The following is a 24,827-nucleotide window of genomic DNA, read 5'->3' on the forward strand; positions in this document are numbered from 1 at the left end:
GCAGGGCGTAGATTCACACGCCCCTGCGAGGACTCCATGAGTGACTGGACAAAGACGCGATCCAAGATCGCGCACACGATCAAGAAGAACCCTTCCGCCGACACTACGGAGCTGCGACGACAGCTCAAGGCGGAGCGCCTTGAGGAACACGTCGCCCGCGTAGTCGCCTCGGCTCCCCCGCTCACTCCTGAGCAGCGAGACCGGATCGCGGCTCTGTTGCGCCCGTCTGTCGGTGCATCCGCGTGAGCGCAGAGAAAAGCTGCCCCACGGCAAATGGAGCGGCCCAAGAGCTCACCAACGCAACCACTGTAAGCCTAAAGCCGGATCAGTCCAACCCGGCAAAACCCGTGACACTCATCGGCGCAAGCGTCGAGAATCGCCTAGCCGTCGAGCTGGCACGCCTGCAGAGCGACGAAATCAACCTCGACGACCTCACCGGGGCGCTGCAAGGATTCGTGCTGCATGGGCACCGCCTCGCGCTCGCCTCACTGCTGCCCGAGTACACCCGCCTCGAGACTGCTCTCGCCCAGGCTAATGCGGATGCGGGGCGCTACTACTCGGCGCTCTTTAACCCTCGCCAGCCGATCAAAATCGGCCCGTCACGCGCCGATCTGGAAATCACCCGCGCCGAGATCTACTCAGGCGGTGCACGATGAGCGCCGTCGGTTCCGTCGGTTCCGTCGGCTCCGTCGATTCAATGGAGAGGGTGCTCGACGATGTGCGCGGCTGGCTCGCCCGGTTCGTATGCGTCATGGAGGACCGGGACCTAGACCTGCTCACCCTCTGGGCAGCGCACACGCACCTATGTTTCGAGACGTACTCAACCCCGCGCCTCGTGCTCGACTCCCCCATGCACGGCTCAGGCAAGACGACCGTGCTCGAGCACCTTTCACGTCTCTGCCTCAACCCCGTGCAGGCTGCATCGTTGTCCTCCCCCGCGCTCCTAACGCGGATGCTCAACGCGGGTATGCGAACGATCCTTATCGACGAGGTAGATCGATCGTTGGACCCGAAGAAACCAGGCGTCGAAGACCTCATCGCGGTACTCAACTCCGGGTACAAGCGGGGTGCAACTCGACCGGTACTCGTGCCGGCAAAGGGCGGCACCTGGGAAGTCTCGGAGATGTCTACCTTCAGCCCCGTGGCAATGGCCGGCAACGCCCCTGCGCTCCCCGACGACACGCGCTCGCGCTGTATCCGTGTACTGCTCCTGCCTGACCTCGAGGGCGTCGTCGAATCGTCCGACTGGGAAGAAATCGACGAGGACGCACAAGCGCTAGGGGCGCGTCTAGCGGCTGCAGCAGAGGTAGTGCGGGAGACGGTCAGGTCCGCTCGCCCATCGATCCCAGAGGGCACCATTGGGCGCATCAAAGAGCGTTGGTATCCAATCAAGCGCGTCGCTTCATCTGCAGGGGAGAAGTGGGCATCTATCGCGGACGAACTCATCGTGCGCGACATCGAGGCAACCGCCATGGACAAAGAGGACGGTATCGCAAACGTGCCTCCCGCCGTCTCTCTGATTCGAGATGTCTACGCGGCATGGCCCGACGACGCCGGCTTCATCGCCACAACGGATCTTGTCTCGAGGCTCATCCGTCACAACCCCCTCATGTGGAGCTCCGAGAGTTTCTTCGGAAAGGACCTCACCGTGCAGCGACTGGGCCGAATGATGGTTACCGGATTCAAGATCCACTCCCAGCGGCAGGGTGACAGCGCGCGGGGGTATCACCGGGCAACCCTCGCTGCAGCATGGCGGCGCATGGGCGTTACCCCTCGCATTCAAACCGACGGAACCGCCAAGACCGACGGAACCGACGGGATGCAACTCAGCCACCCCTCACAGGTCACGAACGAGGCCGAGGGGCTGGCCTGCCGAGTGTGTTCGCGCCCGCTTATGGCTCCACAATCCCGAGCGGTTGGTATCTGCGGCATGAGAGACGACGACCACCAGGCAGCACGGCAGGCGGTGGCCGCATGACCAAGGCAACGGATGCGTTCGAGCGCCTGCAGTTCGCCATGTTCACCACCGATCCCGCTTGCAAGGACGACGACCGCTTCATCTCGGATGTCGTACCCGCGGCAACCCTCGCGCCCATCTGCCGCACATGCCCCGTGTACGACCTCTGTGCAGCCTATGGGGAGCTCGACCGCCCCAAGGCTGGCATCTGGGCAGGCAAGCGATACAAGACGAACACCAAGAAAGGGAACTGAAAATGACCGAACAGCCGCACGACATCGACCCCCGCCTCGTCAACAAGGTGCTGCAACGGGTGCTCAACCTCGTCGCGCTCGACCAGGAGCAACTGCAAGTGTTCGCGGTCATCCGCGGGCTAGCTCTCGAGGATGCCGCGAACACTTCGCCCAAGGTTCGCGCGCACTACCTCGACGAGTCCGTGCGTGCCCTGGCTTGGATCCTCGATCCTGAGCCCGGGCGCACGGCCGAGGTGGACTTCGTTTCCAAGCCCGAGACCGTCTTCGTCTACTCGGACGAGTCGAAATGACGGGCGCGGCGACGAGTTTTCCGGTATTCACCACGGCATCCGGTAGAATCAGCGTAGCTGGTTTGTTGCGACACTCGCCCGGAGGGGCACCGCGAACAGGTCAGGCTCACGCCCCCGAGATGCCGTGGATTCGGTTACCGGGTACGACAGGCCGCGTTGGATGACGCCTAAGGCCCGCCGCTTACCTTCCATCCACACCAGCCGAGGCCTGCCCGGCGAATCTCCCAGGAGTACACAGCATGACTACTGATCCTTCCCTTTACGAAGCAACACTGCTCGAACAGCGGGACGCCGCCAATGGCCTCGTCACGGAGCTTGCAGCTCGAGCGCAGAAATTTGACCGCCAACTCAGCGCTAACGAAACACGCGACCTCGACGACGCACTGAGGACCGAGGCCACGCTCACCGGCCGGATCGAGGAGAATCGCGCCCAGATCGCCCTGGCCGTTGCCAACGAAAAGCGCAGGGCTATCGTCGACATCGCTAAGACAGGTCGTTTCAACGAGTCTCGATCCGGATACGAGTACCAGACGCAGACCAACGACGGGGGCGTGTACGTCCAGAACGGACGAGAGTCCTACTTCAAGGACCTCCTCGAGGCCCGTAGCGGCAACAGCGGAGCCTGCGAACGGCTCGACCGCCACTCCCGCCAGTTCAACGACACGCTCCGGCAGAAGAACATCACCGAGCTGCGTGCCATCAACACCAGCGCAGGCTCAGGCGGAGAATTCGCCCCGCCGCTCTGGCTGATCGATGACTACGTCGCAGCGCTTCGCCCGGCCCGGGCAACGGCGGATATCCTCACCAAGCTCGAGCTGCCCGGCGGCACCGACATCATCAACATTCCCAAGGTCAACACCGGCACCGCGACCGCCCTGCAGGTCACGCAGAACACCGGGATTCAGCAGACCGACCTGACCTCGACCACCGTTCCCGCGAGCGTGTACACGATCGCAGGCGGTCAGGTACTCTCGCTGCAGCTCTTCGACCAGTCGCCAATGGCCGGCACCATCGACCGGGTCATCCTGGGCGACCTGATCGCGGACTACGCCCGACAGGTCGGCAACCTCGTCCTCAACGGCACCGGCACCGCACAGCCCTACGGGTTGCTGAACCTCCCCGGCACTACCGCAGTGACCTACACCGACGCCGCCCCCGCATTCATGGGCGTGGGCAAGCTCTACTCCAAGATCGGTCAGGCAGTGCAGGCCGTGCAGACAGCCCGGTTCCTGTCCCCGACACACATCGTCATGCACCCCCGCCGCTGGGCATGGGCCGCAGTCCAGGTCGACGGGGCCAACCGGGCCGTGATCCTGCCCGCAGCAGGCGGACCCCTCAACGCCTCCGGCATCAGCTCCACCGGTGCTGCGCAGGGCGTCGTCGGTGAAATGTTCGGCCTCCCGGTCGTTATCGACCCGAACGTGCCCACCAACCTGGGCGCGGGCACCAACCAGGACCCGATCCTCATCGTGAAGGCCGACGACTCCTGGCTCTACGAATCGAGCATCCGGGCCGAAGTTTTCCCGCAGACCTACGCCAGCCAGAACAGTCTCTACGCCCGCGTCTACAACTACATGGCACTCGCTCACAGGCTCCCGCAGTCCGTCGCCGTCATCAACGGAACGGGACTCATCACCCCCACCTTCTAGCCCACCCGCCAGGGGTGTGGACCCACGGGAATGATCCCCCGCCACACCCTTACCGGGTTCCCCGCGTCAACGTCACGAAGCCACGCCCGGACACCGTGTGGCCTAGAACGAAGGTGGCCGAGAGCATCCCTCTTTGCTGCTCTATGACACCACCTGCGCACCGCACCACCAGACAACCCCGGCCCACCACACAGCGGGCCGGGGTTGTCTATATCTACTCGCGGAACACACGCCACCACCTACCCCGCCACACACGCCCAGCACAAGGCACGGGGTGTGGATAAATACAAGCGCACCCCGCCACGGCAACGGCGCTCACACGGGGCGCACATGGGCTGTCAGAGGCATGCGAGGGGTAGGGGCTCGAAAAGTCCAGCGCCCTAGGGGCGCACAGGACCCGCGTCAAGAAAAATCCCCTCCGAGTGGCCCCGGCGTCACGTGACATGTCACGCTAACGACGTCGCCACCCGATACCGTGACACGCGAATAGCCCGATAGGACAGAAGTACGCCCATCTCACCGCTAGTTTGGAGTCACCCTCAACCAGTGAAAGGTGCGATATGAGCGAATGGTTCAAGCTCGATACAAAAAAGCGAGACTCGGCGATAGTGACGACTCTGAAACTTCGGTTTCCGGAGGCTGCGGAACGAGGGTTAAACTGGGATGAGTCGCGATGGTCTGCAGCCTGGATAGACATCGTGACGGGCAACCTTGTCCTCGTGGAGCCGGTTGGAACAGGCCCGCTCGAGACGGGCACCGTCAGCGCGAACCTTTGGGTCGCTGCGACGGAAACGCATGTCCCGTTGACCTTCGATCGATCACTGGGATATTTCGGCATTATCGACGAGGGCAAAAACGTCCCAATGTTGAACGAAGTGCTGTCTGCGACCACTGAACTCGTCATCAAGAAACTCTCTCTGCCCGTCCAATAGCAGGACGAATACCGCGCCGATTGACCTCGGGCGACGGAGAGATCGGCGTCAACTCCACAGCACCAGAACATGACCTGAACAAATGCGGTTTACAAGTATTCCGCACGATATGACCGTCACCGAAGTACTCCACTAGTAGGACGGTATTCGTGTCGGCAGTATCCTACGGCCACAGCGCCGCCGAACTCTGCTCGTCCAGCATCTCAGCGCAGAACGTCGGGTAAGTCTGCACGAAACAACGGCCCGCCCCGCGATATGCGAGACGGGCCGTTTTGTATGTGATCTAGGAAAGAAAAGGCTTTATGACCGACCAGATGCTGGCAAAAGATCCAAGAAACACCCCTAGGCCGATGAAAAAGAAGTCCCGCCTCGCGGCCTTTGGTCGGTCAAGTGTCGTGCGTTGAAGACTTTCCACCATGACATTGAATTTTCCGATGCTCACCTCTTCGTCGACGCCCGTACCCGGCGCGCTCTTGTACCGATTCGCATCGCTGACGGCCGTTTGATACAGGCCCCACAAGCCGAATATCGGCAATAGAAATGAAACAACGTAGAGGCAAATGATCGTGCAAATATCCCAACTCATGGTTCGGACTATATCGACCCAGATCACATGCATTTCTAGTGGTCCCGAATCACATCTTCACCAACCGACATACCGGGCACTCCCAAACCGTTGCCCTCACCTTCTCCACGGGCTCCATGGGTACCAGACAGTATGGGCAATTCGGCGTGTCCAAGTAGTCGAGGTCATCCATGCCCACAGTATAAACATGCGGCGCAATAGCGGTTAGTAACGACGGATTAGCGCGCTGGACTTCATCGCCGCGTCGAGGTCGTCGCCGACGGCGCTCATGTCCCCGATTGCAAGCCCGGGCAACAGCGCTCCCCCGTCTCCCGGCAGCTCCTCGGCCGCGGCGGCGAAGCGCGAGCGCAACGCATCCGCCCAGTCCAGCCACCACGGCGCCGCGGCGACCGGCACCGGTCGCCCGTCGCCGAAGACCAGAAGCGCGGCGGCGTCTCCCGGTTCCGTGGCCACGAGTGTCGCATCCAGGCTCACGGTCGCGCCGATCCGCAGGCCGTCCGCCGCTGCCGCAGCGGCGAACACGAGGACGGGCACGGACAGTCCCTCACGCGCCCCGGGAGTCACCGCCGCTGTCGCAGTCGATGTCGCTGCCCGTGCGGTCACCGTACGCACCGCGACGAGGGTGCCCCTGAACCGGATGCGCCTGCTCCCGGCGTCTGCACCGCCGACGGCGTCGGAACCTGTGCCGCCGAAACCCGACAGGGCCGGAGCGCTCGCCGGAACCGAACGGACCACGATCCGGGCCGTGACGGTCGAATGAGTCGCGGCGATGCCTGCGATCTCGGCAGGCAGGCGGTCCGTCGCCGCGACCGCGACGAGCGACGCCAGGAGAGCCGCGGCCGTCACGCAGACCAGGACGGTTGCGGCCAACGACACCCGGGCAGCACGCCATCCGGTCGTGCGCCATCGCGGCGCGCGTCTCCAGGCGGGCGGGTCGGACTCCCTGTCGGACTCCCTGTCGGACTCCCGGGAGGAAGCCGGGCGGGACGCCGGACGGGAGTGCTCCCTGTGCGCCGCGGAGACCGCGTCCGCGGCGATGGAGATGGCGACGGCGACGGCGATCGCGGCCACGAGCGCCCACAGGAGTGTGGCGACCCGCCCGGCGAACGCCGGGGCACCCGTGAGCCACCAGGCCGTCGCCCAAGCCAGTGCCGCAGGCGCGACCAGCCGCGCATCCGTTCCCGCCGAGCCTGCCGGACCTGCCGGACCTGCCCGACCTGCCAGACCTGCCGCGGACCTCATTCCGTCACGACCTCGCACCGTCACGCCCTCACACCGTCACGCCCTCACACCGTCACGAGGTCTTTCAGGGCCTCGAAGGTCTTGTCCCCGATGCCTGTCACGTTCCGCAGGTCTTCGACGGAGGCGAACGGACCGTTGGCGGACCGGTAGTCGACGATGCGCTGCGCCATGGCCGGTCCGATCCGCGGCAGCGCATCCAACTCGGCCGCCGTCGCCCGGTTGAGATTGACCTTCACGGCGGGAAGCCCGGCACCGCCACCCGAACCTGCCCCGCTTCCGCCGGGGCCACCCGTTCCAGCCGCACCGCCAGGCACCGTCTCACCGATCGCGGGCAGGTAGACCTGTTCGCCATCCGCGAGCGGCCTGGCGAGGTTGGTCCCCGCCGGATCAGCCGCCGCTGTGAATCCCCCAGCTGCGGACACGGCATCGACCACGCGAGCACCGACCGGCAGTTCGAACAGTCCCGGCCGGAGAACGGCGCCGAGAACATGCACGAGGATGACGGGGGCAGTGGTGGCCCCCGGAAACGGCGAGGCCCGCGAGGTTCCGGAGCCGGCCGCTCCGGACGCGGGACCGGACGCGCCCGAGTTGGTGCCGGGCGAACCGGACGGACCGGACGCTGAGCCGGCGCCTGGGGAGGCTGTCGACGTTCCGCGGCCCCCGGCTCCGCTCGGCGCGGGGACGAGCACGTGCTGTCCGGCCTGCGGCCCGATCGCGGTGACGATCACCGCAATGAGGAGAGCGGCGAGCAGGAGCACGACCGCCGCGCCCAGGCCGATCCGGAGCCGAGCCCGGTTCGGCCGGCGGGCAGCGGGCGCGAGCGTGTCGAGCGGCGACATGCGGCCACGGAACGGGTCGGCCCCGTCGGCGGGCGCCCGCCGCTCGACGTGCCCACGGTCGCGATCCAGGCCGGAATCACGGCCGGAATCCATGCCGGAATCGTGGCCATGTTCTGGCTCTGATTCCCATTCCGGCCAGGCCGATGGCCCTGGAGTCTCCATCCGGGCAGGCTAAGCGCGCCACCGGGCGGGGCGCCGCTCGAGGACCGGACCGGTGGACAACCGGCCCGGCCCCGAGCCTGTCGAGGGCCCGCCAGGCGCATCGGCGGGCGCTCCGAGAAGCCTCAGGGCCCTTCAGTGCCCCAGGGCTTCCCGCCGTCAGGAGCTCAGACGGGCTTGGTGACGATGCTCACGAGCTTCGGCGCCCGGACGATCACGTGGACGATTTCCCGGTCCCCGATCGCGCGAATGACCGAAGCGGACGCCCGGGCGAGGCCCTCGAGGTCGTCAGCGGCGATCTTCGGCGAGACCTCGAGGCGCTCGCGCACCTTGTTGTCGACCTGCACGATGGCCGTGACGGATTCCTCGACGAGGAGCCGCGGGTCGGCCTTGCGCCACTGAGCGAGCGCGACGCACGGCTCATAGCCGAGGCGCTGCCACATGTCCTCCGCCGTGTACGGCGCGAACAGGTTGAGCGCCATGGCGGTCGCCTCGGCGGCCTCGCGCACCGCGGCATCCGCCGGGCCTGCGCCCGTGTCGATGACCTTGCGGGTCGCGTTCACGAGCTCCATCAACCGGGCGACGACGACGTTGAACTTGAACGATTCGATCAGGCCGGGCGCGTCGGCGAGGAAACGGTGCGTGACGCGGCGGAGGGCCGGGTCGCCGGTCTTCCACAGCACGTCCGGTGCGCTTGTGACGTCCTTGGCCATGCGCCAGGCGCGGGCGAGGAACTTGGCGGAACCGACCGGGGACACGTCGGCCCAGTCGATGTCGTCCTCCGGCGGGCCGGCGAAGGCCATCGTGAGGCGCACGGCGTCGACGCCGAACTGGTCGATCTCCTCGGTGAAGTAGACGAGGTTGCCCTTGCTCTTGGACATCTTCGTGCCGTCGAGGATGACCATGCCCTGGTTGAGCAGTGCGGTGAACGGCTCGGTGAAGGTCACATAGCCGAGGTCGAAGAGCACCTTGGTGATGAACCGGGCGTACAGCAGGTGCAGGATGGCGTGCTCGACGCCGCCGACGTACTGGTCGACGGGAGCCCACTTCTCGGCTTCCTTCGGGTCGAACGCCTGGGTGTCGTCGTTCGGGTTCAGGAACCGGAGGAAGTACCAGGAGCTGTCGACGAAGGTGTCCATGGTGTCCGCGTCGCGGCGGGCCGGGGTGCCGTCGATCGGGTTCGGGACGTTGACCCAGTCCGTGGCGCCGCCGAGCGGGGAGGTGCCCTTCGGCTTGAGGTCGAGGCCCTCGGTCGAGGGCAGCAGCACCGGCAGCTGGTCTTCGGGCACGGGGATCTCGGCGCCGTCCTGGCCGTGGATGATCGGGATCGGGGTGCCCCAGTAGCGCTGGCGGGAGATCAGCCAGTCGCGCAGCCGGTAGTTCTTGGCGGACCTGCCGGTGCCGTCCTGGGTGAGCTGTTCGACGATGCGCTTGATCGCGTTGTTCTTGCTGAGCCCGGTGAGTGCTCCGGAGTTGATCAGGCGGCCTTCCCCGGCCAGCGCGACGCCGGTTTCAGCGGGGTCGAGCGGCGCGGGAGTGGTTGGCAGCTCCTCCGTGCCGTCGATCATGCCTGGGGTGATCACGGGCAGGGTGCCGGTCAGGGGCGCCGTCGTGTCCACGACGACCCGGACGGGCAGGCCGAACTTCAGGGCGAAGTCGAGGTCGCGCTGGTCGTGCGCGGGGACGGCCATCACGGCGCCGTGGCCGTAGTCCGCGAAGACGTAGTCCGCTGCCCAGATCGGCAGGCGTTCGCCGTTGACCGGGTTGATCGCGTAACGCTCGAGGAAGACGCCGGTCTTGGGCCGGTCGGTGGCCTGGCGCTCGATGTCGGTACTCTTCTGCATCTGCACGAGGTAGTCCTGGAAGCGCTCGCGCACCTCGGGAGTGGAGTCGGCGACGAGCTCGGCTGCGAGGTCAGAGTCCGGGGCCACGACCATGAAGGTCGCGCCGAAGAGCGTGTCCGGGCGGGTCGTGAAGACGCTCACGACCGCCTCTCGGCCCTCGATGGCGAAGTCGACGTCGGCGCCGATGGAGCGGCCGATCCAGTTGCGCTGCATGTTGAGCACCTTGGCCGGCCAGGTGCCTTCGAGCTGGTTCAGGTCGTCGAGCAGGCGGTCGGCGTAGTCGGTGATCTTGAAGTACCACTGGGTGAGCTTCTTCTTGACCACGATCGCGCCGCTGCGGTCGCTCGTGCCGTCCGGAAGCACCTGCTCATTCGCGAGCACGGTCTGGTCGATCGGGTCCCAGTTGACCCAGCTGTCCTTGCGGTAGGCGAGGCCCTTCTTGTACAGCTGGAGGAACAGCCACTGGTTCCACTTGTAGTACTCGGGGTCGCTCGTGTGCAGTTCGCGGGACCAGTCGAAGGAGGCAGCGTAGAGCTTCATGCTCTTCTTCTGCTGGGCGATGTTGTCGTAGGTCCAGCCGCGCGGGTCGATGCCGCGCTTGATGGCGGCGTTCTCCGCCGGGAGCCCGAAGGAGTCCCAGCCGATCGGGTGCAGCACGTTGAAGCCCTGCTGGCGCCAGTACCTGGCGACGATGTCGCCGAGCGCGTAGACCTCGGCGTGGCCCATGTGCAGGTCGCCGGAGGGATACGGGAACATGTCGAGCACGTACTTGCGCGGACGGGTGTCGTCGGGGTCGCTCGTGCGGAACGGTTCGAGCTCGTCCCAGATGGGTTGCCACTTCGCCTGGATCGCGGCGAAGTCATAGACGTCCTCGTCGATCTCTACGCCGTATGGGGTGCGGTCGTGCTCGTGTGCCACGGGACTCTCATTCTGGTGATTCGGGCGTGAACGCTTCACGGTCCAAGCTTCTAGGTTACTCAACCCGCGCTGGTAACGAGGTCAGGGTCGCAACCCAGCGCAGCCAGGAGCGCCGCGGCCTTGATCCGGGTCTCCTCAACCTCCTCCGCAGGGACGGAGAGGGCCGTGATTCCGCCGCCGGTTCCGATCGAGGCGCCCGACGGGTCGAGCACGATGCTGCGGATCACCATGGCGAGGTCGACGGCGCCGTCCCGGCCGAAGTAGCCGAAGGCACCGGAGTAGATGCCGCGGGGACCGTCCTCGAGTCCGCGGAGCAGGCTGACGGCGCTCCGCTTGGGCACCCCGGTCATCGAACCGGCCGGGAAGCACGCTTCGACGGCATCCGTGCCGGTCAGCCCTGCGGCGAGGCGCGCCTCGACGGTGCTCACGAGCTGGTGAACGTGGGCGTAGCTCTCGATGTCGAGGAGGCGTGTGACGGCGACGGTGCCGAGTTCGGCGACCCGGCCGATGTCATTGCGCATCAGGTCGACGATCATCAGGTTCTCAGCGCGTTCCTTGTCGCTCGAGCCGAGTTCGGCGCGGAGGCCGGCGTCGGTCGCGGGATCCGCGGAGCGCGGCCTGGTGCCCTTGATCGGCGTGGTCGAGAGGCCGCCGTCGGCCCCGACGGCGAGGAACTGTTCGGGAGAGGCGCTCAACAGGGCGGTGGAACCGAAGCGCAGCAGGCCGCCGTGGTGGCTCGGGCTGCCTGCCCGCAGGCGGTGGTAGGCCAGGACGGGGTGCGGGCGCACGTCGACGGTGATCTCGTTGGTCAGGCAGAGCTGGTAGGCGTCTCCCGCGGCGATGAAGGCCTGGCAGCGTTCGATCAGTTCGGCGTAGCGGGCTGCGTCGTGCCGCCACCGGGCGCGGGGCGGTGATGCCGGGTGCTCGCGCGTGGCATCCGCCGTGGTCACGGCAGTCACTGCAGTCACGGCAGTCGTTGTGGTCGCTGTGCCGACTGCCTGCAGCGGATGCCGCGCCGCACGAGTACTTTCCCGGTGCGCCCGCACGGTGCGGGCCCAGTCCTCCGCGAGCCCGACCGGCTCCCCCGGCTGCCTGCGGGCGAGCAGGGTGACGGTGCGGTTCTCGTGGTCGAAGGCGAGCATCCGGTCGATCTCGAGCAGGGCCGCGTCGGGGTAGGGCGAAGACGGTTGCGGCACGCCGAGGGTCTGGGCACCGAGCTCGTACCCGAGCCAGCCGACCCAGCCGAGGTGGAAGCCGCCCGGTCGCCGGCTGCCTGGTTCCGGATCGTCTGACTCGTTCGCCTCGTGCGGCTCGTTCGACTCGTGCGGCTCGGACGCTCCTCCAGACGCGCCGATGGGCGCAGCGAGGTCGTCCCGGAGGAAGTCGAAGATCGTGCCGCGGCTCGTGACCGGTGCCGCGAGCGGGTCTCCGGGCACGGTGACCGTCACGGTTCCGTCTGGCACGGAGGCGCTCACGAACCGGGAGCGTTCGGTCGGCCCGGCGAGGTAGCTGAAGCCGGTGCGTGCGCCAGGGCCGGCATCGAGCCAGATGGAGTGTCCGCTCTCGCGGTATAGCGCGTCGAAGGCCTCTGCCGGGTCCCACCAGCCTGCCAGTTCCCAACGTCGGTGGTCGCCCCGGCCGGGACTGCGGCGAGGGCGGGAGGATGCGGACACGCCCCTAGCCTAGGAGCCCGCCGTTTCTTCGCGGCACTGCGGGCGTCCCGGCCCAGTGTCAGGAGTCTTCTGAGCGGGTTATCCACAGGTCTTGTGCGGGGCGTGCGGATGCCGGTGGCATGTCGGTGGTCATCCGTAGAGTTCCCGGCATGACAGCTGATAATTCCTCAGAACCACTCATGGACAGCACGGCGGAACCTCCGCCCGGGACCCCTCCCGACATCCCTCCCGATAGCTACCTCAAGGCACAGCACCTGAACATCGTGGAGCCGTCGCTGGCCGAGGTCTATGACGCGATCCGGGACGCGGACCGCGAAATGAATCGGGCCGCCGCGAAGCGGGCCGACGCGATCTATACCGCCCAGCGGGTGCTGGCCGATGTCGGCCGGGCCCGCGCGGAAGCGGCAGAGCGCGCCGGTGGGAGACGCCCGCTGTGGTCGCCGGAAGAGGCCACGAAGGAGGAGTTCGCCTGCGAGGTCGGGGCCCTGCTCCGGTTGCCGCGGCGCACGGCCGAGACCTTGATCGAGGCCAGCCGCACCCTCGCCGAGGACCTCCCCGCCACCCGGGAAGCCCTGTCGTCCGGGTCGATCAGTTACCGGCTCGCCCAGGTCATCATGGACCAGGCCTGGGGTATCCGCATGGGAGATGACCCGGAGGCGGCCGCCCGGGCCCGCGCGGTGTTCGAGGACGTGCTTGTGCCGGTCGCGGAGGTGCTGACCGTGGCGAAGCTGTCCGACCGGGCCCGCCGGGTGCGGGAACGCACCCACCCGGAAACCATCACCGCGAGGCACCAGAAAAGCGTCGAGGACCGGCACGTGGTCTTCCAGGCCCTCAACGACGGCATGGCGTCCCTGTATGTGACCGGGGACGCCGAGAAAGTGCAGGCCGCCTACCACCGCACCCTCGACACCGCCCTCACCCTGCAAGGGCCGGACGAAACCCGCACGCTGACCCAGATCGCCGCGGACGTGCTCACCGACGTCCTGATCGGCGGCGTCACCCCGGACGGACTCGGCCAGGGGGTGGCCGCGCAGGTGAACGTCACCGTTCCCGTCCTGACCCTGCTCGGCAAAAGCGCGGAACCCGGGTACCTGGCCGGGTACGGACCCATCGACCCCGACACCGCCAGGCGTCTGGCGGCCGGGGCACCGAGCTTCACCCGGCTCCTCACCCACCCGGAAACCGGGGTCGTGCTCTCGATGGGACGCGACACCTACAAGGTCCCGGCCGCGCTCAAGAAATGGCTCGAGGTGCGGGACGAAACCTGCACCTTCCCCGGCTGCCGCCGCTCCGCGAAACGGTCTGACCTGGACCACAGCGTCGAGTGGCAGCACGGCGGCGAAACCGACGCGATGAACCTCGCCCACCTGTGCCCGTACCACCACGCGGTGAAGAGCTACACCCGGTGGACACCAAGACACCTCGGCGACGGTCGCATCGAATGGACCTCACCGGCCGGATACCGCTACATCGTCGAACCCTCCGCCGACATGAGACCACCCCGGAAACCCACACCCGCACCCAAACCCCCGGTCCCGGTCGTGGACGTCTGGAACCTCGACCCCACACCCAACGAGCCCGACAACCCGACACCCTTCTAACAGAGGCGTTCTACCGGAGGCCTGGGGCGTTCTCCGGGACGCACAGGCAGGGCCTGCACGTCCATACCCACAGAGTCAGGCGGGAAGGGTCACCCGGGCGGTGATGAGCTCGTCCGGCACCGGGGTATGCGAGATGAGCAGGACCGCTCTGCCGTCCTCCGACGCCGCCTCGAGGATGTCCCGAACGAGACGGTCGCCTTGGGCCTCGTCGACGTTCGCGGTGGGTTCATCGACGACGAGCACGGGGAAGTCCGCCAGGAGTGCCCTGGCGAGGGCGATCCGCTGGGCCTGGCCGCCGGAGACGAGTGCGCCGCGTTCACCGACCCTCGCATCGAGGCCGCCGCGCTGCGCGGTCCAGTCGGCGAGACCGACCCGGTCGAGTACGGCGAGCAGGTCGTCGTCGCTCGAGGTTTCCCGGGCGAAGAGCAGGTTCTGGCGGATGCTGTCGTCGAAGAGCCAGGGTTGCTGCTCGCACAGCCCGACAAAGCGGCGCACGGCGGAGGGCGTGAGGGAGTTCGCCTCGACTCCGTCCAGCGTGTACGAACCGGTGTAGTCGAGGAAACGGACGAGGACCTGCGCGAGCGTGGTCTTGCCGGCCCCGCTCGGGCCTGCGAGGTGCACGCGCTCACCGGGGCCGAGGCGCAGGGTCACGCCGGAGACGCCGGGCTCGGTCGCGCCGGGCCAGAACGCGCCGACGCCGGTCAGTCGCAGCACCGGCTGTGCGGAGACGGCGGATGCGACAGCGGGTGCGACAGCGGGTGCGACAGCAACCGCCGCGGTATCAGCGTCGCGCTCGATCGGGATCTCCCGTGGGACCGTGGTCGGCACGGCGTCCGCAACGCGTTCCGCACTCGAACGCACCTGGCGCCAGGCGCCGAGGGCGGCGGGCACGACCGCGAAGACCTCGAAGACCGCCATCGGGACGAGCACGATCACGGCGAAGTCGGGGCCGGGCAGGCTGCCACCCGAGAGCCCCCCGAAGCCGGCGAGCAACGCGGCGACGGTCGCGGCGCCGGCGAACAGGGAGAGCACCGCGCCCTGGATGCCGACGCCGACGGACCGGCGCAGGGTCGCCCTGCGCAGCCGGTCGTCCGCAGTGGCCAGCCCGTCGAGACGGGCATCGAGCACGCCGAAGGCCGTGAGGACGTCGATGTTCTCGACCAGTTCGAGTACCCGGTCGGCAAGGTCTCCGCGGAGCGGAGCGAGCTCGCGCTCGGAGCCGGCGGCGACGCTTCCCGAGGCGGCTGTGCCGAGCACTCCGGCGAGCACGAGGCAGACCGCGAGTCCGAGGGCCGCGAGCGGCGAGAGCAGCCAGACGCCCGCGACACTCAGTACCGCGAGCACCCCGGCCGTCGCGAGCGGCTGCACCACTCGCAGAGGGAAGTCCTGCAGGTCGTCGACGTCCCGGACGAGCCGAGTGAGCAGGTCGCCGCGGCGGGTGTTCGCGAGCCCAGCGGGGGCGAGCGGGAGGATACGTTCGAAGACGCCGACGCGGAGGGCGGCGAGCTGGCGGAATGCAGCATCGTGGCTCGTGAGCCGGTCGAGGTAGCGGAACGCGGAACGGCCGAGGGCGAAGGCGCGCACGCCCACGATCGCCACGGACAGGTAGAGGATCGGCGGCTGTTCGGCGGCGCGGGTGATCAGCCAGGCGCTCGTCGCGAGCAGGGCGACGGCCGAGAGGGCGCTCGCGACGCCGGCGGCCAGCCCGGGCAGGAAGCGGCGCGCGGGCGGCTGGGCCAGCCTGAGGATCGCGCGGACCCGGGTGGGGGGCAGGAACTCAGACATGGGCGTCCTTCCCCAGTGACACGACGGATGCCGGGCTTGCGGCCACCGGGACGACAGACAGCACGAGGTCGGCGGCTTCGACGACGGCCGGGCGGTGGCTCACAACGATCACGATCGTTCCGGCCGCCGCGAGCTCTCGAAGTCCCGCGATCAGCCGGCCCTCTGCGGCCTCGTCGAGGGCGGAGCTCGGTTCGTCGAGGACGAGCACCGGGCATCCGTCCGACAGGGTGCGGTAGATGGCCCTCGCCGCGGCAACGCGCTGCGCCTGCCCACCCGAGAGGCCGTCCCCGTTCACGCCGAGGGCGGTCGCCGGCTGCAGGTCGCCGCCGCCGGCGAGGTCGAGTGCGCGAGCCACCAGGGCCCGGTCGACGACGGGGGCGCCGAGCGCCACGTTGTCCGCGATGGTCCCCGAGAGCAGTCCCGGCCGTTGGCCCGCCCAGGCGAGCCAGGGTCGTGGCCCACCGGGCACGAGGGTCGTGTCGCCGAGGGTGATCGAGCCGGTGTACGGCACGAAGCCTTGGAGCGCCGCCACGAGTGTCGACTTGCCGGCGCCGCTCGGCCCGGCGATGACCGCGAACCGGCCCGGTGCGACCGTCGCGCTGAATGCGGGGAGAGTCACGTTCGTGCCGCGGCGCACGGTGACCCCGTCGAAGCGGAGCGATCCGGCCGGCGTCGTGGCCGGTGCGTGCGTGGCCGGCGCGGCGGCATCCGCCGGGTCTGTCGCCGTTCCGACCGCCATACCGCCCGCCGGACCGCCCGCCGGACCGCCCTCGATGATCAGGAAGACTTCTTCCGCCGCGGCGAGCCCGTCGGCGGCGGCGTGGAACTGCACACCGATCTGGCGCACCGGGAGGAATGCCTCAGGCGCGAGCAGCAGCACGAAGAGCCCCACGCCGAGGCCGAGCGACCCGTCGACGAGCCGCAGGCCGATCGACACCGCCACGAGCGCGACCGAGAGGCTGGCCCCGAGCTCGAGCACGAAGCCGCTCAGGAACGACACCCGGAGCACCTTCATCGTGCGCACGCGGTAGTCCTCGGTGATCGTGCGCACCCGGTCCGTCTGCCGGCGTTCCCTGCCGAAGATCTTCAGGGTGCCGAGGCCGCCGACGAGGTCGAGGAAGCCGACGCCGAGCCGCTGCAGCGACTCCCACTGCTGCTTCTGCACGGCCTGGGTGGCCTGGCCGATCAGGATCATGAACAGCGGAATGAGCGGGAGCACGATGATCACCGTGATGCCGCTCGGGAGGTCCTGCCAGAGCATCACGAGCACGAGGATCGGCGTGGCGATCCCGGCGAGCAGCAGCTGCGGAAGGTACCTGGCGAAATAGTTGTCGAGGGCGTCGAGCCCCTGGGTCGCGAGGGTGGACACGCGAGCGCCCTGTTGGCCGGCGAGCCAGTCCGGCCCGTGCTCGGCGACGCGGCGCAGCACCCGGGTGCGCAACTGGCTCTTGACGGATGCCGCGCCGCGGCTCGCCGCGACCTCGAGCAGCCAGACCAGCGCGGCCCGCAGGACCACGACGGCGGCGAGACCACCGACGTACGGTGCGAGCTCCGCCTGGCCGTGGCCGGCCACCGCGAGCGTGATCACCTGGCTGAGCAGCCAGGAGAACGCGATCACGACGAGGGTCTGCGCGAAGCCGAGCACCGCCCCGATGGCCAGGAACCACCGCGCGGCAGAAGCGTAGCGGAGAAGCCGGGGGTCAAGGGGACGCATGTGCTCGTTCTGTTCGATAGCGGTGCCGGACCGCGGGCGTGCGGGTCGCTCGGACCGGCCGTGCCTCGGGACGGGCAGATAGGTCGGGGGCCCCCCGGTGCGGCGGGTTGGGGGGGGGCCCCCGGACGCTCCTAGAGCGCTGCGGCTTCGATGCTACTGCGACTGACCCGCTTGCGCAGAACCCAGTAGGTCCAGCCCTGGTACAGGAAGATCACCGGAGCTGCGATCACCGCGGTCCAAGTCATGACCTGGAGCGTGTACGGCGTCGAGGAGGCGTTGTCGATCGTGAGGCTGTTCGCGGCGTCATTGCTCGCCGGCATCACGTCCGGGAACAGTGAGGCGAACAGGGTGAGCACGGCGAGGCCGATCGTCGCGGCCATGAGCGTGAACGCCCAGCCCTCCGATCCGCGCAGGTTGAGCAGGAAGGACCCGATCAGGGCGACGGCCGCTGCCGCGGCGAACAGTGCGGTGAAGAGGCTGCCGAAGGCGAGCACGGTCCAGAGCAGGAATGACGCGGCGACGACGATCGTCACGAGCCCTGCCTTGGTCGCGAGCTTGCGGGCACGGAGGCGGATCTCCCCGTCCGTCTTCAGGGAGACGAACACGACGCCGTGGGTGAAGAACAGGAGCAGTGTCGTCACCCCGCCGAGCAGTGCGTACGGGTTCAGCAGGTCGAAGAAGGTTCCCGTGTAGTTGTGCCCGGCGTCGAGCTGGACGCCCTGGACGACGTTCGCGAATGCGACACCCCAGAGCAGGGCCGGAATGGCGCTTCCGACGACGATCATGCCGTCGAACCACTTCTTCCACTCGGATTCCGGCCGCTGGTGCCGGTATTCGAAGGAGACGCCGCGCACGATGAGGGCGAGAAGGATGACCAGCAGGGCGAGGTAGAAGCCGCTGAACATCGTCGCGTACCACTCGGGGAACGCGGCGAAGAGCGAGGCGCCCGCGACGATCACCCAGGTCTCGTTGAGGTCCCAGACGGGGCCGATCGAGTTGATCAGCACGCGGCGGTCGGTGTCGTCCTTGCCGAGGAACGGCAGGGACATGCCGACTCCGAAGTCGAAACCGTCGAGGACGAAGTAGCCGATGAACATCACGGCGATGATCCAGAACCAGAGAATGTTGAGTTCCATCAGTTGCTCCTAGTAGACCGTGACGCGCTGGGGGGTGACGCCGGTCTCCGCGTCCGGCACCGGGGCATCCTCTGGGCCCTTGCGCACGGCGCGGGTGATCAACCGGAATTCGACGACCGCGAGCACGCCGTAGACGAGGGTGAATGCGATCAGGGAGATCAGGATGGTCAGGCCGGTCACGTTCGGCGAGACGCCGTCCTGGGTCTTCAGGAGCCCGAACACGAGCCAGGGCTGGCGTCCCATCTCGGTGAAGATCCAGCCGACGCTCATCGCTGCGAGGGAGAACGGGAAGGACCAGATGGCGACCTTCCAGATCCAGGTCGCCTTGGGGCTGCGGCCCTTCCGAGTGAGCCAGAGGCCGACAACGGCGACCAGGATGTGCGCGATGCCGAGGCCGATCATCCAGCGGAAGGCCCAGTAGGTGACCCAGATCATCGGTGTGTAGTCCCCGGGCCCGTACAGCGTCGTGTACTGGTCCTGCAGGTTGTTGATGCCCTCGACGGTGCCGTCGAGGGTGTGCGTGGAGAGGAACGAGAGCAGGTAGGGGATGCGGACGGAGAACAGTTCGCTCACGCCGTCCGGGGTGCCGAGGGTGAAGAGCGAGAAGGACGCGTTGGCGCCCGTCGCCGTGTGGTACATCGCCTCGGCCGCGGCCATCTTCATCGGCTGGGCCTTGACCATCGCGAGGCTCAGGGAGTCGCCGAAGAAGGTCGTCAGGGCGCCGGAGATGACCATCATCCACAGGCCGAACTTGAGCGCAGGGCGCATCGTGTCGACGTGCTGCTTGCGGTAGAGGTGGAAGGCGGCGACCGAGATGATCAGGCCTGCGGACACCATGAAGCACGCGAAGATCGTGTGCGGGAAGGAGGCGAGGGAGATCGGGTTGGTCAGCAGGGTGCCGATGTCGGTCAGCTCGGCGCGGCCGCGCTCCTCGTTGATCCGGAAGGCGATCGGGTTCTGCATGAAGGCGTTCGCGGCGAGGATGAAGTAGGCGGAGGCGATGGACCCGACCACGGTCAGCCAGATCGTCGCGAGGTGCAGCCCCTTGGGCAGCTTGTCCCAGCCGAAGATCCACAGGCCGATGAAGGTCGCCTCGAGGAAGAATGCGGTGATGCCCTCGAAGGCGAGCGGGGCGCCGAAGACGTCACCGACGAAACGGGAGTACGTCGACCAGTTCATGCCGAACTGGAACTCCTGCACGATGCCCGTGACGACGCCCATGGCGAAGTTGATCAGGAACAGCTTGCCGAAGAAGTGCGTGAGCTGGAGCCACTTGGTCTTGTCGGTGCGCACCCAGGCCGTCTGGAAGATCGCCACGGTCAGCGCGAGGCCGATCGTGAGCGGGACGAACAGGAAGTGATACACCGTTGTGAGTCCGAACTGCCATCTCGATAGCAGCAGCGGGTCAAGCCACTCGTTCATGCGCCCTCCCGGCGATCGTCATTTCTACGGTACGTAGAAAACATACACTTCTACGGGCCGTAGAAGAAGACGAATCGGCATACTAAACTCCCTGACTATGGGAAGCCTCGGTGCGCTGGAGAGATTGTTGATGGATGTCCTGTGGGACTCCGGCGAATCGCTGCCCGCGAACGAATTGCGTGACCGCCTGCTCACACCGGCGACGAGTGCCGCCAAGTCCAAGCCGCTCGCCACCACAACCGTGCTCACGGTGCTGTCCCGGCTCGAGACCAAGGGCTTCGTCGCCCGTGACCGGGGCAACCGCCCACATCGCTACCACGCGGTGACGACGAGGGCAGAACACACCGCCGGCCTGATGCACGAGGTCCTGGGGTCAGCTCCGGACCGCCAGGACGCGCTCGCGCGCTTCATCGGAAGCGTCAGCCCCCAGGAAGCGGAGACCCTGCGACGACTCCTCGAGCCGATCACCGTTCACCCGAAGTGACGGGGCCCCGAGCGGAACCACGGTCGCCATGCTGATCACAGCGCTCTGCCTCGGGCTTCTCGCGGTCGTGCTGGCCTGGCCGGTTCCGGTGCTGCTCGCGCGGGCGGCCTGGCCGGCGGGCTCCCCCGGCGTCGCCCTCGTGCTCTGGCAGTCGATCGCCCTCGCGGGCGGGCTCGCGATGATCGGGGCGCTCTTCGTCTACGGGCTGATCCCGTTCGGTGCGAACCCGGTCGCCGGCATCCGTTCGCTGGCAGACCACCTCGTGACGGGCTCTGTCCCGGCGGGCACGTCACTCGATCATGTGCTCGCCCTCTGCGGTGCCCTGCTGCTCGGCGGCCATCTCGTGCTCAACCTCGCGGTGACGTTCGTGCACGCCGAACGACAGCAACGCAGGCACCTCAACCTTGTGCGACTGTTGAGCGAGCCGCTCGAGGGACGGCCGAGCACCCGGGTCATCGACCACGCCGCTCCCGTCGCTTATTGTCTGCCGAGCGTGACGCACTCGGCGACGGTGCTCTCCCGCGGCCTGCTGAGCCTGCTCGACGCGGATCAGGTGCTGGCCGTCGTGGCGCACGAGGAGGCCCACCTCGCCCAGCGGCACCACCTTGTTCTCGTGGCGTTCAAGTCCTGGCACAACGCCCTTCCGTGGTTCCCGATCGCGAACCGGGCCGAGAACGCCGTCGCCCTGCTCGTCGAAATGCTCGCGGACGACCAGGCCAGGCGGGCCGTGGACGACCACACCCTGGCGACGGCGATCGCGCTCGTGGGCTCCGCCGGACTCGGCCGCGAGCCAGAGGCGCGGTTCCCCACCGAGGCAGCGGATGCCGCGGCGTTCGTTTCCTCCGACCGTCCCGCCGATCTCGTCACGCCCCGGGTCCGCCGACTGCTGGCCCCGCCGCCCCGACTCTCGACAGCGGCCTGCGTCGCCGTTGTCGGCTCTGCCGCCGCCCTCCTCGTGCTGCCGACCCTGCTCCTCGCCCAGGCCTGAGCGTCCTTGACAGAGAAATGACCGCCCCGGGGGGGGGGGCAGCCGGGCGGTCATGGGTCATTCCTGTGGTGTCGGTCAGGCTAGAACAGCTTGGCCTGTGCGAGCCACGCGGAGGCGATCTTGTCAGCCGACTCCTTGTCGTTGACACTCTGGGCGTTGAGGCTCACGAGGTCCGCTGCCGTCATCGCCGCACTGATCTTGTTCAGAACGCCGGTCGCCTTCTCGTCGACCTTGCTCGAGACGATGGGCACGACGTTGTCTGGGAAGAACAGTCCGTCCGGGTCGGCGAGGGCGACGAGGTTGTTCGACTTGATGTTCGGGTCGGCCGTGTAGATGTTGGCGAGCTGGATCTTGTTGTCGACGAGCGCCTTGACCGTGAGCGGTCCGCCGTTGTCCTCGACGGGAACGAAGCCGGCGATCGTGATGCCGTACTTGTCCTTGAGCGCCGTCGGCCCATAGGGACGCGTCTCCAGTTCCGAGTTGCCGCCGACCGTGATGGGCTCTGTGACGTTCTTGAGGGACGCGATGTCGGTGAGCTTGTACTTGTCGACAAAGGCCTTTGTCGCAGTCCACGAGTTCTGGTCGCTCGCATCGGACCTGTTGAGCGCGGTCAGACCGCTGGGGAGCACCTTGACGAGCTGGTCGTGCACCGCATCGCTCGTCCCGCCGGCCGCGGCCTTGTCGAGCGCCTGCAGCAGGCTGCCGGTGTACTCGGGGAAGACGTCGATCGACCCGGACTTCAGCTCGGGGAGGTAGACCTCGCGCTGCCCGATCCGGAACTGGCGGTCGACGGTGAAGCCGTTGGACTCGAGCGCCTGGGCGTAGATCTCGGCGATGATCTCGTTCGAGTAGTAGTCCTGGGAGCCGACGACAAGTGTCGTCGGTGCGCTCGACGCGCTACTTCCGGTGCCCAGTGGGTTACTGGACGCACACCCTGCAAGGGCTACGACGGCCCCAACCGCGACCGCGGCGACTGCCGCGAGCCGGCCTTTTTTCGCTGTGAACATTGTCAGATTCCTTTCGTGATGGCGGGTTCCATCCCCGGGCGACGTCGGGTCGACGCCTTCCGGTCGACTGGCGGGCGTCCTGCTGCGACGCCGCGGGGCACGACGAGTTTCTGGAGACCGGCGAAGAGGCCCTCGAGCACGAGGGCGAGCAGGATCACCAGGATCGACCCGCCGAGCATCTGGGCGTAGTCGTTGGTCTTGAGCCCGGCGAAGAGGAACCGGCCGAGCCCGAAGTCGGCGACGTATGCGGCCAGGGTGGCCGTTGCGACGACCTGCAGGGTCGCTGACCGCAGCCCCCCGATGAGCAAGGGAAGTCCGAGGGGTATCTCGACGTGGCGCACGATCTGCAGCTCGGTCATGCCGACGGCCCTCGCCGCGTCGATCGTCGCGCGGTTGACCGCCTCGAACCCGGTGTACGCGCCGGCGAGGATGGGCGGGATCACGAGCACGGTCAGCGCAACATAGGGGGCGCCGAGGCCGATTCCGATCCAGAGGGCGACGAGGGTGAGCAGGCCGAGGGTGGGGATGGCGCGCAGCCCGCCGGAGGTCTCGACGGCGATCCCCCGGCCACGCCCGGTGTGCCCGATCAGGAATCCGATCGGGATGGCGATGACCGAGGCGAGCGCGAGGGTCACAGCCGTGAAGAGGAGCTGCTCGCCGAGCCGGGTCGGGATCCCGGTCGGGCCGGGATAGTGCGAAGGGTCGAGGAGCCACGCGACGGCATCCGTGAAGTAGTTCATGCGGTACCCCGGACGACTGTCATCGGGCCGAGCGCTGCGACACTCGCCGGGCGGATGCGCCGGATCCGGCGGGTCCACGGCATCAGCACCCGGCCGAGCAGCACGACCGCCCCATCGAGCACAAGGGCGAGCAGCACCGTTGCCACGATGCCGGTGATGATCTCGACCTGGATGCCGCGCTGGAAGCCGTCGGTGAACAGGCTGCCGAGGCTCTTTGCTCCGATCACGGCGCCGACGGTCGCGAGGCTCACGGTACTGACGGCGACCACACGCACCCCGGCGAGGAGCACGGGCCCTGCGAGCGGGAGTTCGACGAGCCAGAACCGGCTCCAGGCCGAAAAGCCGACGGCGGTGGCGGACTGGCGCACGTCGGGATCCACGGATGCGAGCCCGTCGGCGACGACACGCACCATGAGCGCGAGCCCGTAGAGGGTGAGGGCGGCAATCAGGTTCGCGGGCGAACGGAGGCTGGTTCCGATGATCACCGGCAGGATGAACAGGAGCGGCAGGGAGGGGATGGCGTAGAACAGCCCCGCGATCGAGAGGATCGCCCCGCGGGTCGGCCGGTACCGGTTGGCCAGCCAGCCCAGCGGGAGAGCGATCACGAAGCTCAACACGATCGGCGGCAGGCTCAGCACGATGTGATCGAGGGTGCGAAGCCAGACCAGGTCGAGATTCGACCAGAGCCAGGTCACAGTGGCGGTCCTTCCGCCGTCACAGCGAGCGAATCACCGGACAGCGCCCGGCCGGACGAGCCGGTGCTCGAGCGCTGGCCGACGAGGACCCCGGCGGGCCTCCCGTCCGCGTCGACGAGCACGTCCGAGCCCTCCTGGCTTTCGATATGCAGGGCGCGCTTGCCCCGGTCGGCGCCGATGAAGCTCGCAACGAAGTCGTCGGCCGGGTTGGCGAGGATCTCGGCCGGGGTGCCGAGCTGGGCGATCCGGCCGCCCTCACGCAGGATGGCGATCTGGTCGCCGAGCAGGAAGGCCTCGTCGATGTCGTGGGTCACGAAGACGACGGTCTTGCCGAGTTCATGCTGCAGCCGGATGAGCTCCTGCTGCAGCTCCGCGCGCACGATCGGGTCGACGGCGCCGAAGGGCTCGTCCATCAGGAGGATGTTGGGATCGACGGCGAGGCCGCGGGCCACGCCGACGCGCTGTTGCTGGCCGCCGGAGAGCTGGCTCGGGTACCGGTCGGCGATGGAACGGTCGAGCCCGACGGTGTCCAACAGGTCGAGGGCGTCCGCCCTGGCCTTCCGGCGTGGCACGCCGCGCAGGAGGGGCACGGTTGCGACGTTGTCGACGACCGTGCGGTGCGGGAGCAGGCCCGAATTCTGCATGACGTAGCCGATGCTGCGCCGCAGCTTCACGGGTTCGAGGGACGCGACGGAGACGCCGTCGATCTCGATCGTGCCGGACGTCGGATCGACCATGCGGTTGATCATCCGCAGCAGGGTGGTCTTGCCGGAGCCGGAGGACCCGACGAGCACGGTGGTGCGGTGCGAGGGAAGCGTGAGGCTGAAGTCGTCGACCGCAAGGGTGCCGTCCGGGAATTCTTTCGTCACCGATCGGAACTCAATCATGGAAGTGGCCCATTCCTCGCTTGAA

General features: G+C 67.7%; 23 protein-coding genes. 10 read left to right on the forward strand and 13 right to left on the reverse strand.

Translation table 11 applies throughout. The features are described 5' to 3' along the window. Window positions 1–36 precede the first annotated feature (36 nt). The 7 genes from QN350_RS00690 (at window position 37) to QN350_RS00720 (ending at window position 5,082) form a co-directional block, all read left to right on the forward strand. A complete protein-coding gene (locus tag QN350_RS00690; protein WP_323502541.1) occupies window positions 37–246 on the forward strand; it encodes a hypothetical protein in 210 nt (69 codons plus the stop codon). Further along, window positions 243–656 (forward strand): hypothetical protein, encoded by a 414-nt coding sequence (locus QN350_RS00695; protein WP_323515595.1) that lies wholly within the window; start codon window positions 243–245, stop codon window positions 654–656. Before QN350_RS00690 ends, QN350_RS00695 begins: the two co-directional genes overlap by 4 nt. Beyond that, window positions 653–1,978, forward strand: a complete 1,326-nt coding sequence (locus QN350_RS00700) for a DUF3631 domain-containing protein (protein ID WP_323515598.1) — start codon at window positions 653–655, stop codon at window positions 1,976–1,978. The genes QN350_RS00695 and QN350_RS00700 overlap by 4 nt, the downstream gene beginning before the upstream one ends. Further along, window positions 1,975–2,211, forward strand: coding sequence for a WhiB family transcriptional regulator (locus QN350_RS00705; RefSeq protein WP_323515600.1), 237 nt, complete (start codon window positions 1,975–1,977; stop codon window positions 2,209–2,211). The genes QN350_RS00700 and QN350_RS00705 overlap by 4 nt, the downstream gene beginning before the upstream one ends. A gap of 2 nt (window positions 2,212–2,213) precedes the next feature. Further along, complete coding sequence (locus QN350_RS00710; protein WP_323515603.1) at window positions 2,214–2,501, forward strand: hypothetical protein; 288 nt, start codon at window positions 2,214–2,216, stop codon at window positions 2,499–2,501. Between the two features lie 239 nt (window positions 2,502–2,740). Further along, on the forward strand, window positions 2,741–4,150 hold the full coding sequence (locus tag QN350_RS00715) for a phage major capsid protein (protein WP_323515605.1): 1,410 nt from the start codon (window positions 2,741–2,743) through the stop codon (window positions 4,148–4,150). Between the two features lie 560 nt (window positions 4,151–4,710). Beyond that, the gene (locus QN350_RS00720; protein WP_323515607.1) at window positions 4,711–5,082 is read left to right on the forward strand and encodes a hypothetical protein; all 372 of its coding nucleotides are present in this window, start codon (window positions 4,711–4,713) and stop codon (window positions 5,080–5,082) included. 283 nt (window positions 5,083–5,365) lie between these two features. Here QN350_RS00720 and QN350_RS00725 read toward each other — a convergent pair whose 3' ends face one another. The 5 genes from QN350_RS00725 to QN350_RS00745 all read right to left on the reverse strand — a co-directional run bounded on the left by QN350_RS00725 (window position 5,366) and on the right by QN350_RS00745 (window position 12,343). Continuing rightward, window positions 5,366–5,668: a hypothetical protein gene (locus tag QN350_RS00725; RefSeq protein ID WP_323515610.1), complete on the reverse strand. Its 303-nt coding sequence runs from the start codon at window positions 5,666–5,668 to the stop codon at window positions 5,366–5,368. A 204-nt stretch (window positions 5,669–5,872) separates the two neighbouring features. Next, window positions 5,873–6,910, reverse strand: coding sequence for a hypothetical protein (locus QN350_RS00730; protein ID WP_323515611.1), 1,038 nt, complete (start codon window positions 6,908–6,910; stop codon window positions 5,873–5,875). Between the two features lie 44 nt (window positions 6,911–6,954). Continuing rightward, window positions 6,955–7,842 carry a helix-hairpin-helix domain-containing protein gene (locus tag QN350_RS00735; protein WP_322139705.1) on the reverse strand — a complete coding sequence of 296 codons (888 nt, stop codon included), beginning with the start codon at window positions 7,840–7,842 and terminating at the stop codon, window positions 6,955–6,957. Window positions 7,843–8,075: 233 nt separating this feature from the next. Beyond that, complete coding sequence (gene leuS, locus QN350_RS00740; protein ID WP_322139704.1) at window positions 8,076–10,670, reverse strand: leucine--tRNA ligase; 2,595 nt, start codon at window positions 10,668–10,670, stop codon at window positions 8,076–8,078. Window positions 10,671–10,729: 59 nt separating this feature from the next. Beyond that, the gene (locus QN350_RS00745; protein WP_322139703.1) at window positions 10,730–12,343 is read right to left on the reverse strand and encodes an anthranilate synthase component I family protein; all 1,614 of its coding nucleotides are present in this window, start codon (window positions 12,341–12,343) and stop codon (window positions 10,730–10,732) included. 149 nt (window positions 12,344–12,492) lie between these two features. On the opposite strand from QN350_RS00745, the gene QN350_RS00750 reads away from it, so the two are divergent. Beyond that, window positions 12,493–13,944 (forward strand): HNH endonuclease signature motif containing protein, encoded by a 1,452-nt coding sequence (locus QN350_RS00750; RefSeq protein WP_323515614.1) that lies wholly within the window; start codon window positions 12,493–12,495, stop codon window positions 13,942–13,944. 75 nt (window positions 13,945–14,019) lie between these two features. On the opposite strand, the gene cydC is transcribed toward QN350_RS00750, so the two are convergent. The 4 genes from cydC to QN350_RS00770 all read right to left on the reverse strand — a co-directional run bounded on the left by cydC (window position 14,020) and on the right by QN350_RS00770 (window position 20,001). Next, on the reverse strand, window positions 14,020–15,729 hold the full coding sequence (cydC, locus tag QN350_RS00755; RefSeq protein ID WP_323502726.1) for a thiol reductant ABC exporter subunit CydC: 1,710 nt from the start codon (window positions 15,727–15,729) through the stop codon (window positions 14,020–14,022). Further along, window positions 15,722–17,443, reverse strand: a complete 1,722-nt coding sequence (gene cydD, locus QN350_RS00760) for a thiol reductant ABC exporter subunit CydD (RefSeq protein WP_322139700.1) — start codon at window positions 17,441–17,443, stop codon at window positions 15,722–15,724. Before cydD ends, cydC begins: the two co-directional genes overlap by 8 nt. A 131-nt stretch (window positions 17,444–17,574) precedes the next feature. Then, window positions 17,575–18,579, reverse strand: coding sequence for a cytochrome d ubiquinol oxidase subunit II (gene cydB, locus QN350_RS00765; protein ID WP_322139699.1), 1,005 nt, complete (start codon window positions 18,577–18,579; stop codon window positions 17,575–17,577). Between the two features lie 9 nt (window positions 18,580–18,588). Further along, the gene (locus QN350_RS00770) at window positions 18,589–20,001 is read right to left on the reverse strand and encodes a cytochrome ubiquinol oxidase subunit I (RefSeq protein WP_322139698.1); all 1,413 of its coding nucleotides are present in this window, start codon (window positions 19,999–20,001) and stop codon (window positions 18,589–18,591) included. Window positions 20,002–20,098: 97 nt separating this feature from the next. Between QN350_RS00770 and QN350_RS00775 the strand changes: the two genes are divergently transcribed. Both QN350_RS00775 and QN350_RS00780 read left to right on the forward strand, forming a co-directional pair. Then, entirely contained in the window at window positions 20,099–20,485 is a 387-nt protein-coding gene (locus QN350_RS00775) for a BlaI/MecI/CopY family transcriptional regulator (protein ID WP_322139697.1), read from the forward strand. 28 nt (window positions 20,486–20,513) lie between these two features. Then, window positions 20,514–21,473, forward strand: a complete 960-nt coding sequence (locus tag QN350_RS00780) for a M56 family metallopeptidase (RefSeq protein ID WP_322139696.1) — start codon at window positions 20,514–20,516, stop codon at window positions 21,471–21,473. An 80-nt stretch (window positions 21,474–21,553) separates the two neighbouring features. On the opposite strand, the gene QN350_RS00785 is transcribed toward QN350_RS00780, so the two are convergent. Genes QN350_RS00785 through QN350_RS00800 form a run of 4 tightly spaced genes read right to left on the reverse strand, consistent with a single transcriptional unit; the run spans window position 21,554 to window position 24,802 of the window. Continuing rightward, on the reverse strand, window positions 21,554–22,480 hold the full coding sequence (locus QN350_RS00785) for an ABC transporter substrate-binding protein (RefSeq protein ID WP_322139695.1): 927 nt from the start codon (window positions 22,478–22,480) through the stop codon (window positions 21,554–21,556). 2 nt (window positions 22,481–22,482) lie between these two features. Beyond that, complete coding sequence (locus QN350_RS00790; RefSeq protein WP_322139694.1) at window positions 22,483–23,220, reverse strand: ABC transporter permease; 738 nt, start codon at window positions 23,218–23,220, stop codon at window positions 22,483–22,485. After that, window positions 23,217–23,915 (reverse strand): ABC transporter permease, encoded by a 699-nt coding sequence (locus QN350_RS00795; RefSeq protein WP_281534792.1) that lies wholly within the window; start codon window positions 23,913–23,915, stop codon window positions 23,217–23,219. The genes QN350_RS00790 and QN350_RS00795 overlap by 4 nt, the downstream gene beginning before the upstream one ends. Continuing rightward, window positions 23,912–24,802 (reverse strand): ABC transporter ATP-binding protein, encoded by an 891-nt coding sequence (locus QN350_RS00800; protein WP_322139693.1) that lies wholly within the window; start codon window positions 24,800–24,802, stop codon window positions 23,912–23,914. Before QN350_RS00800 ends, QN350_RS00795 begins: the two co-directional genes overlap by 4 nt. Between the last annotated feature and the right edge of the window lie 25 nt (window positions 24,803–24,827).

Source organism: Cryobacterium sp. 10I5 (assembly GCF_035019865.1).
GTDB classification, from domain to species: domain Bacteria; phylum Actinomycetota; class Actinomycetes; order Actinomycetales; family Microbacteriaceae; genus Cryobacterium; species Cryobacterium breve_A.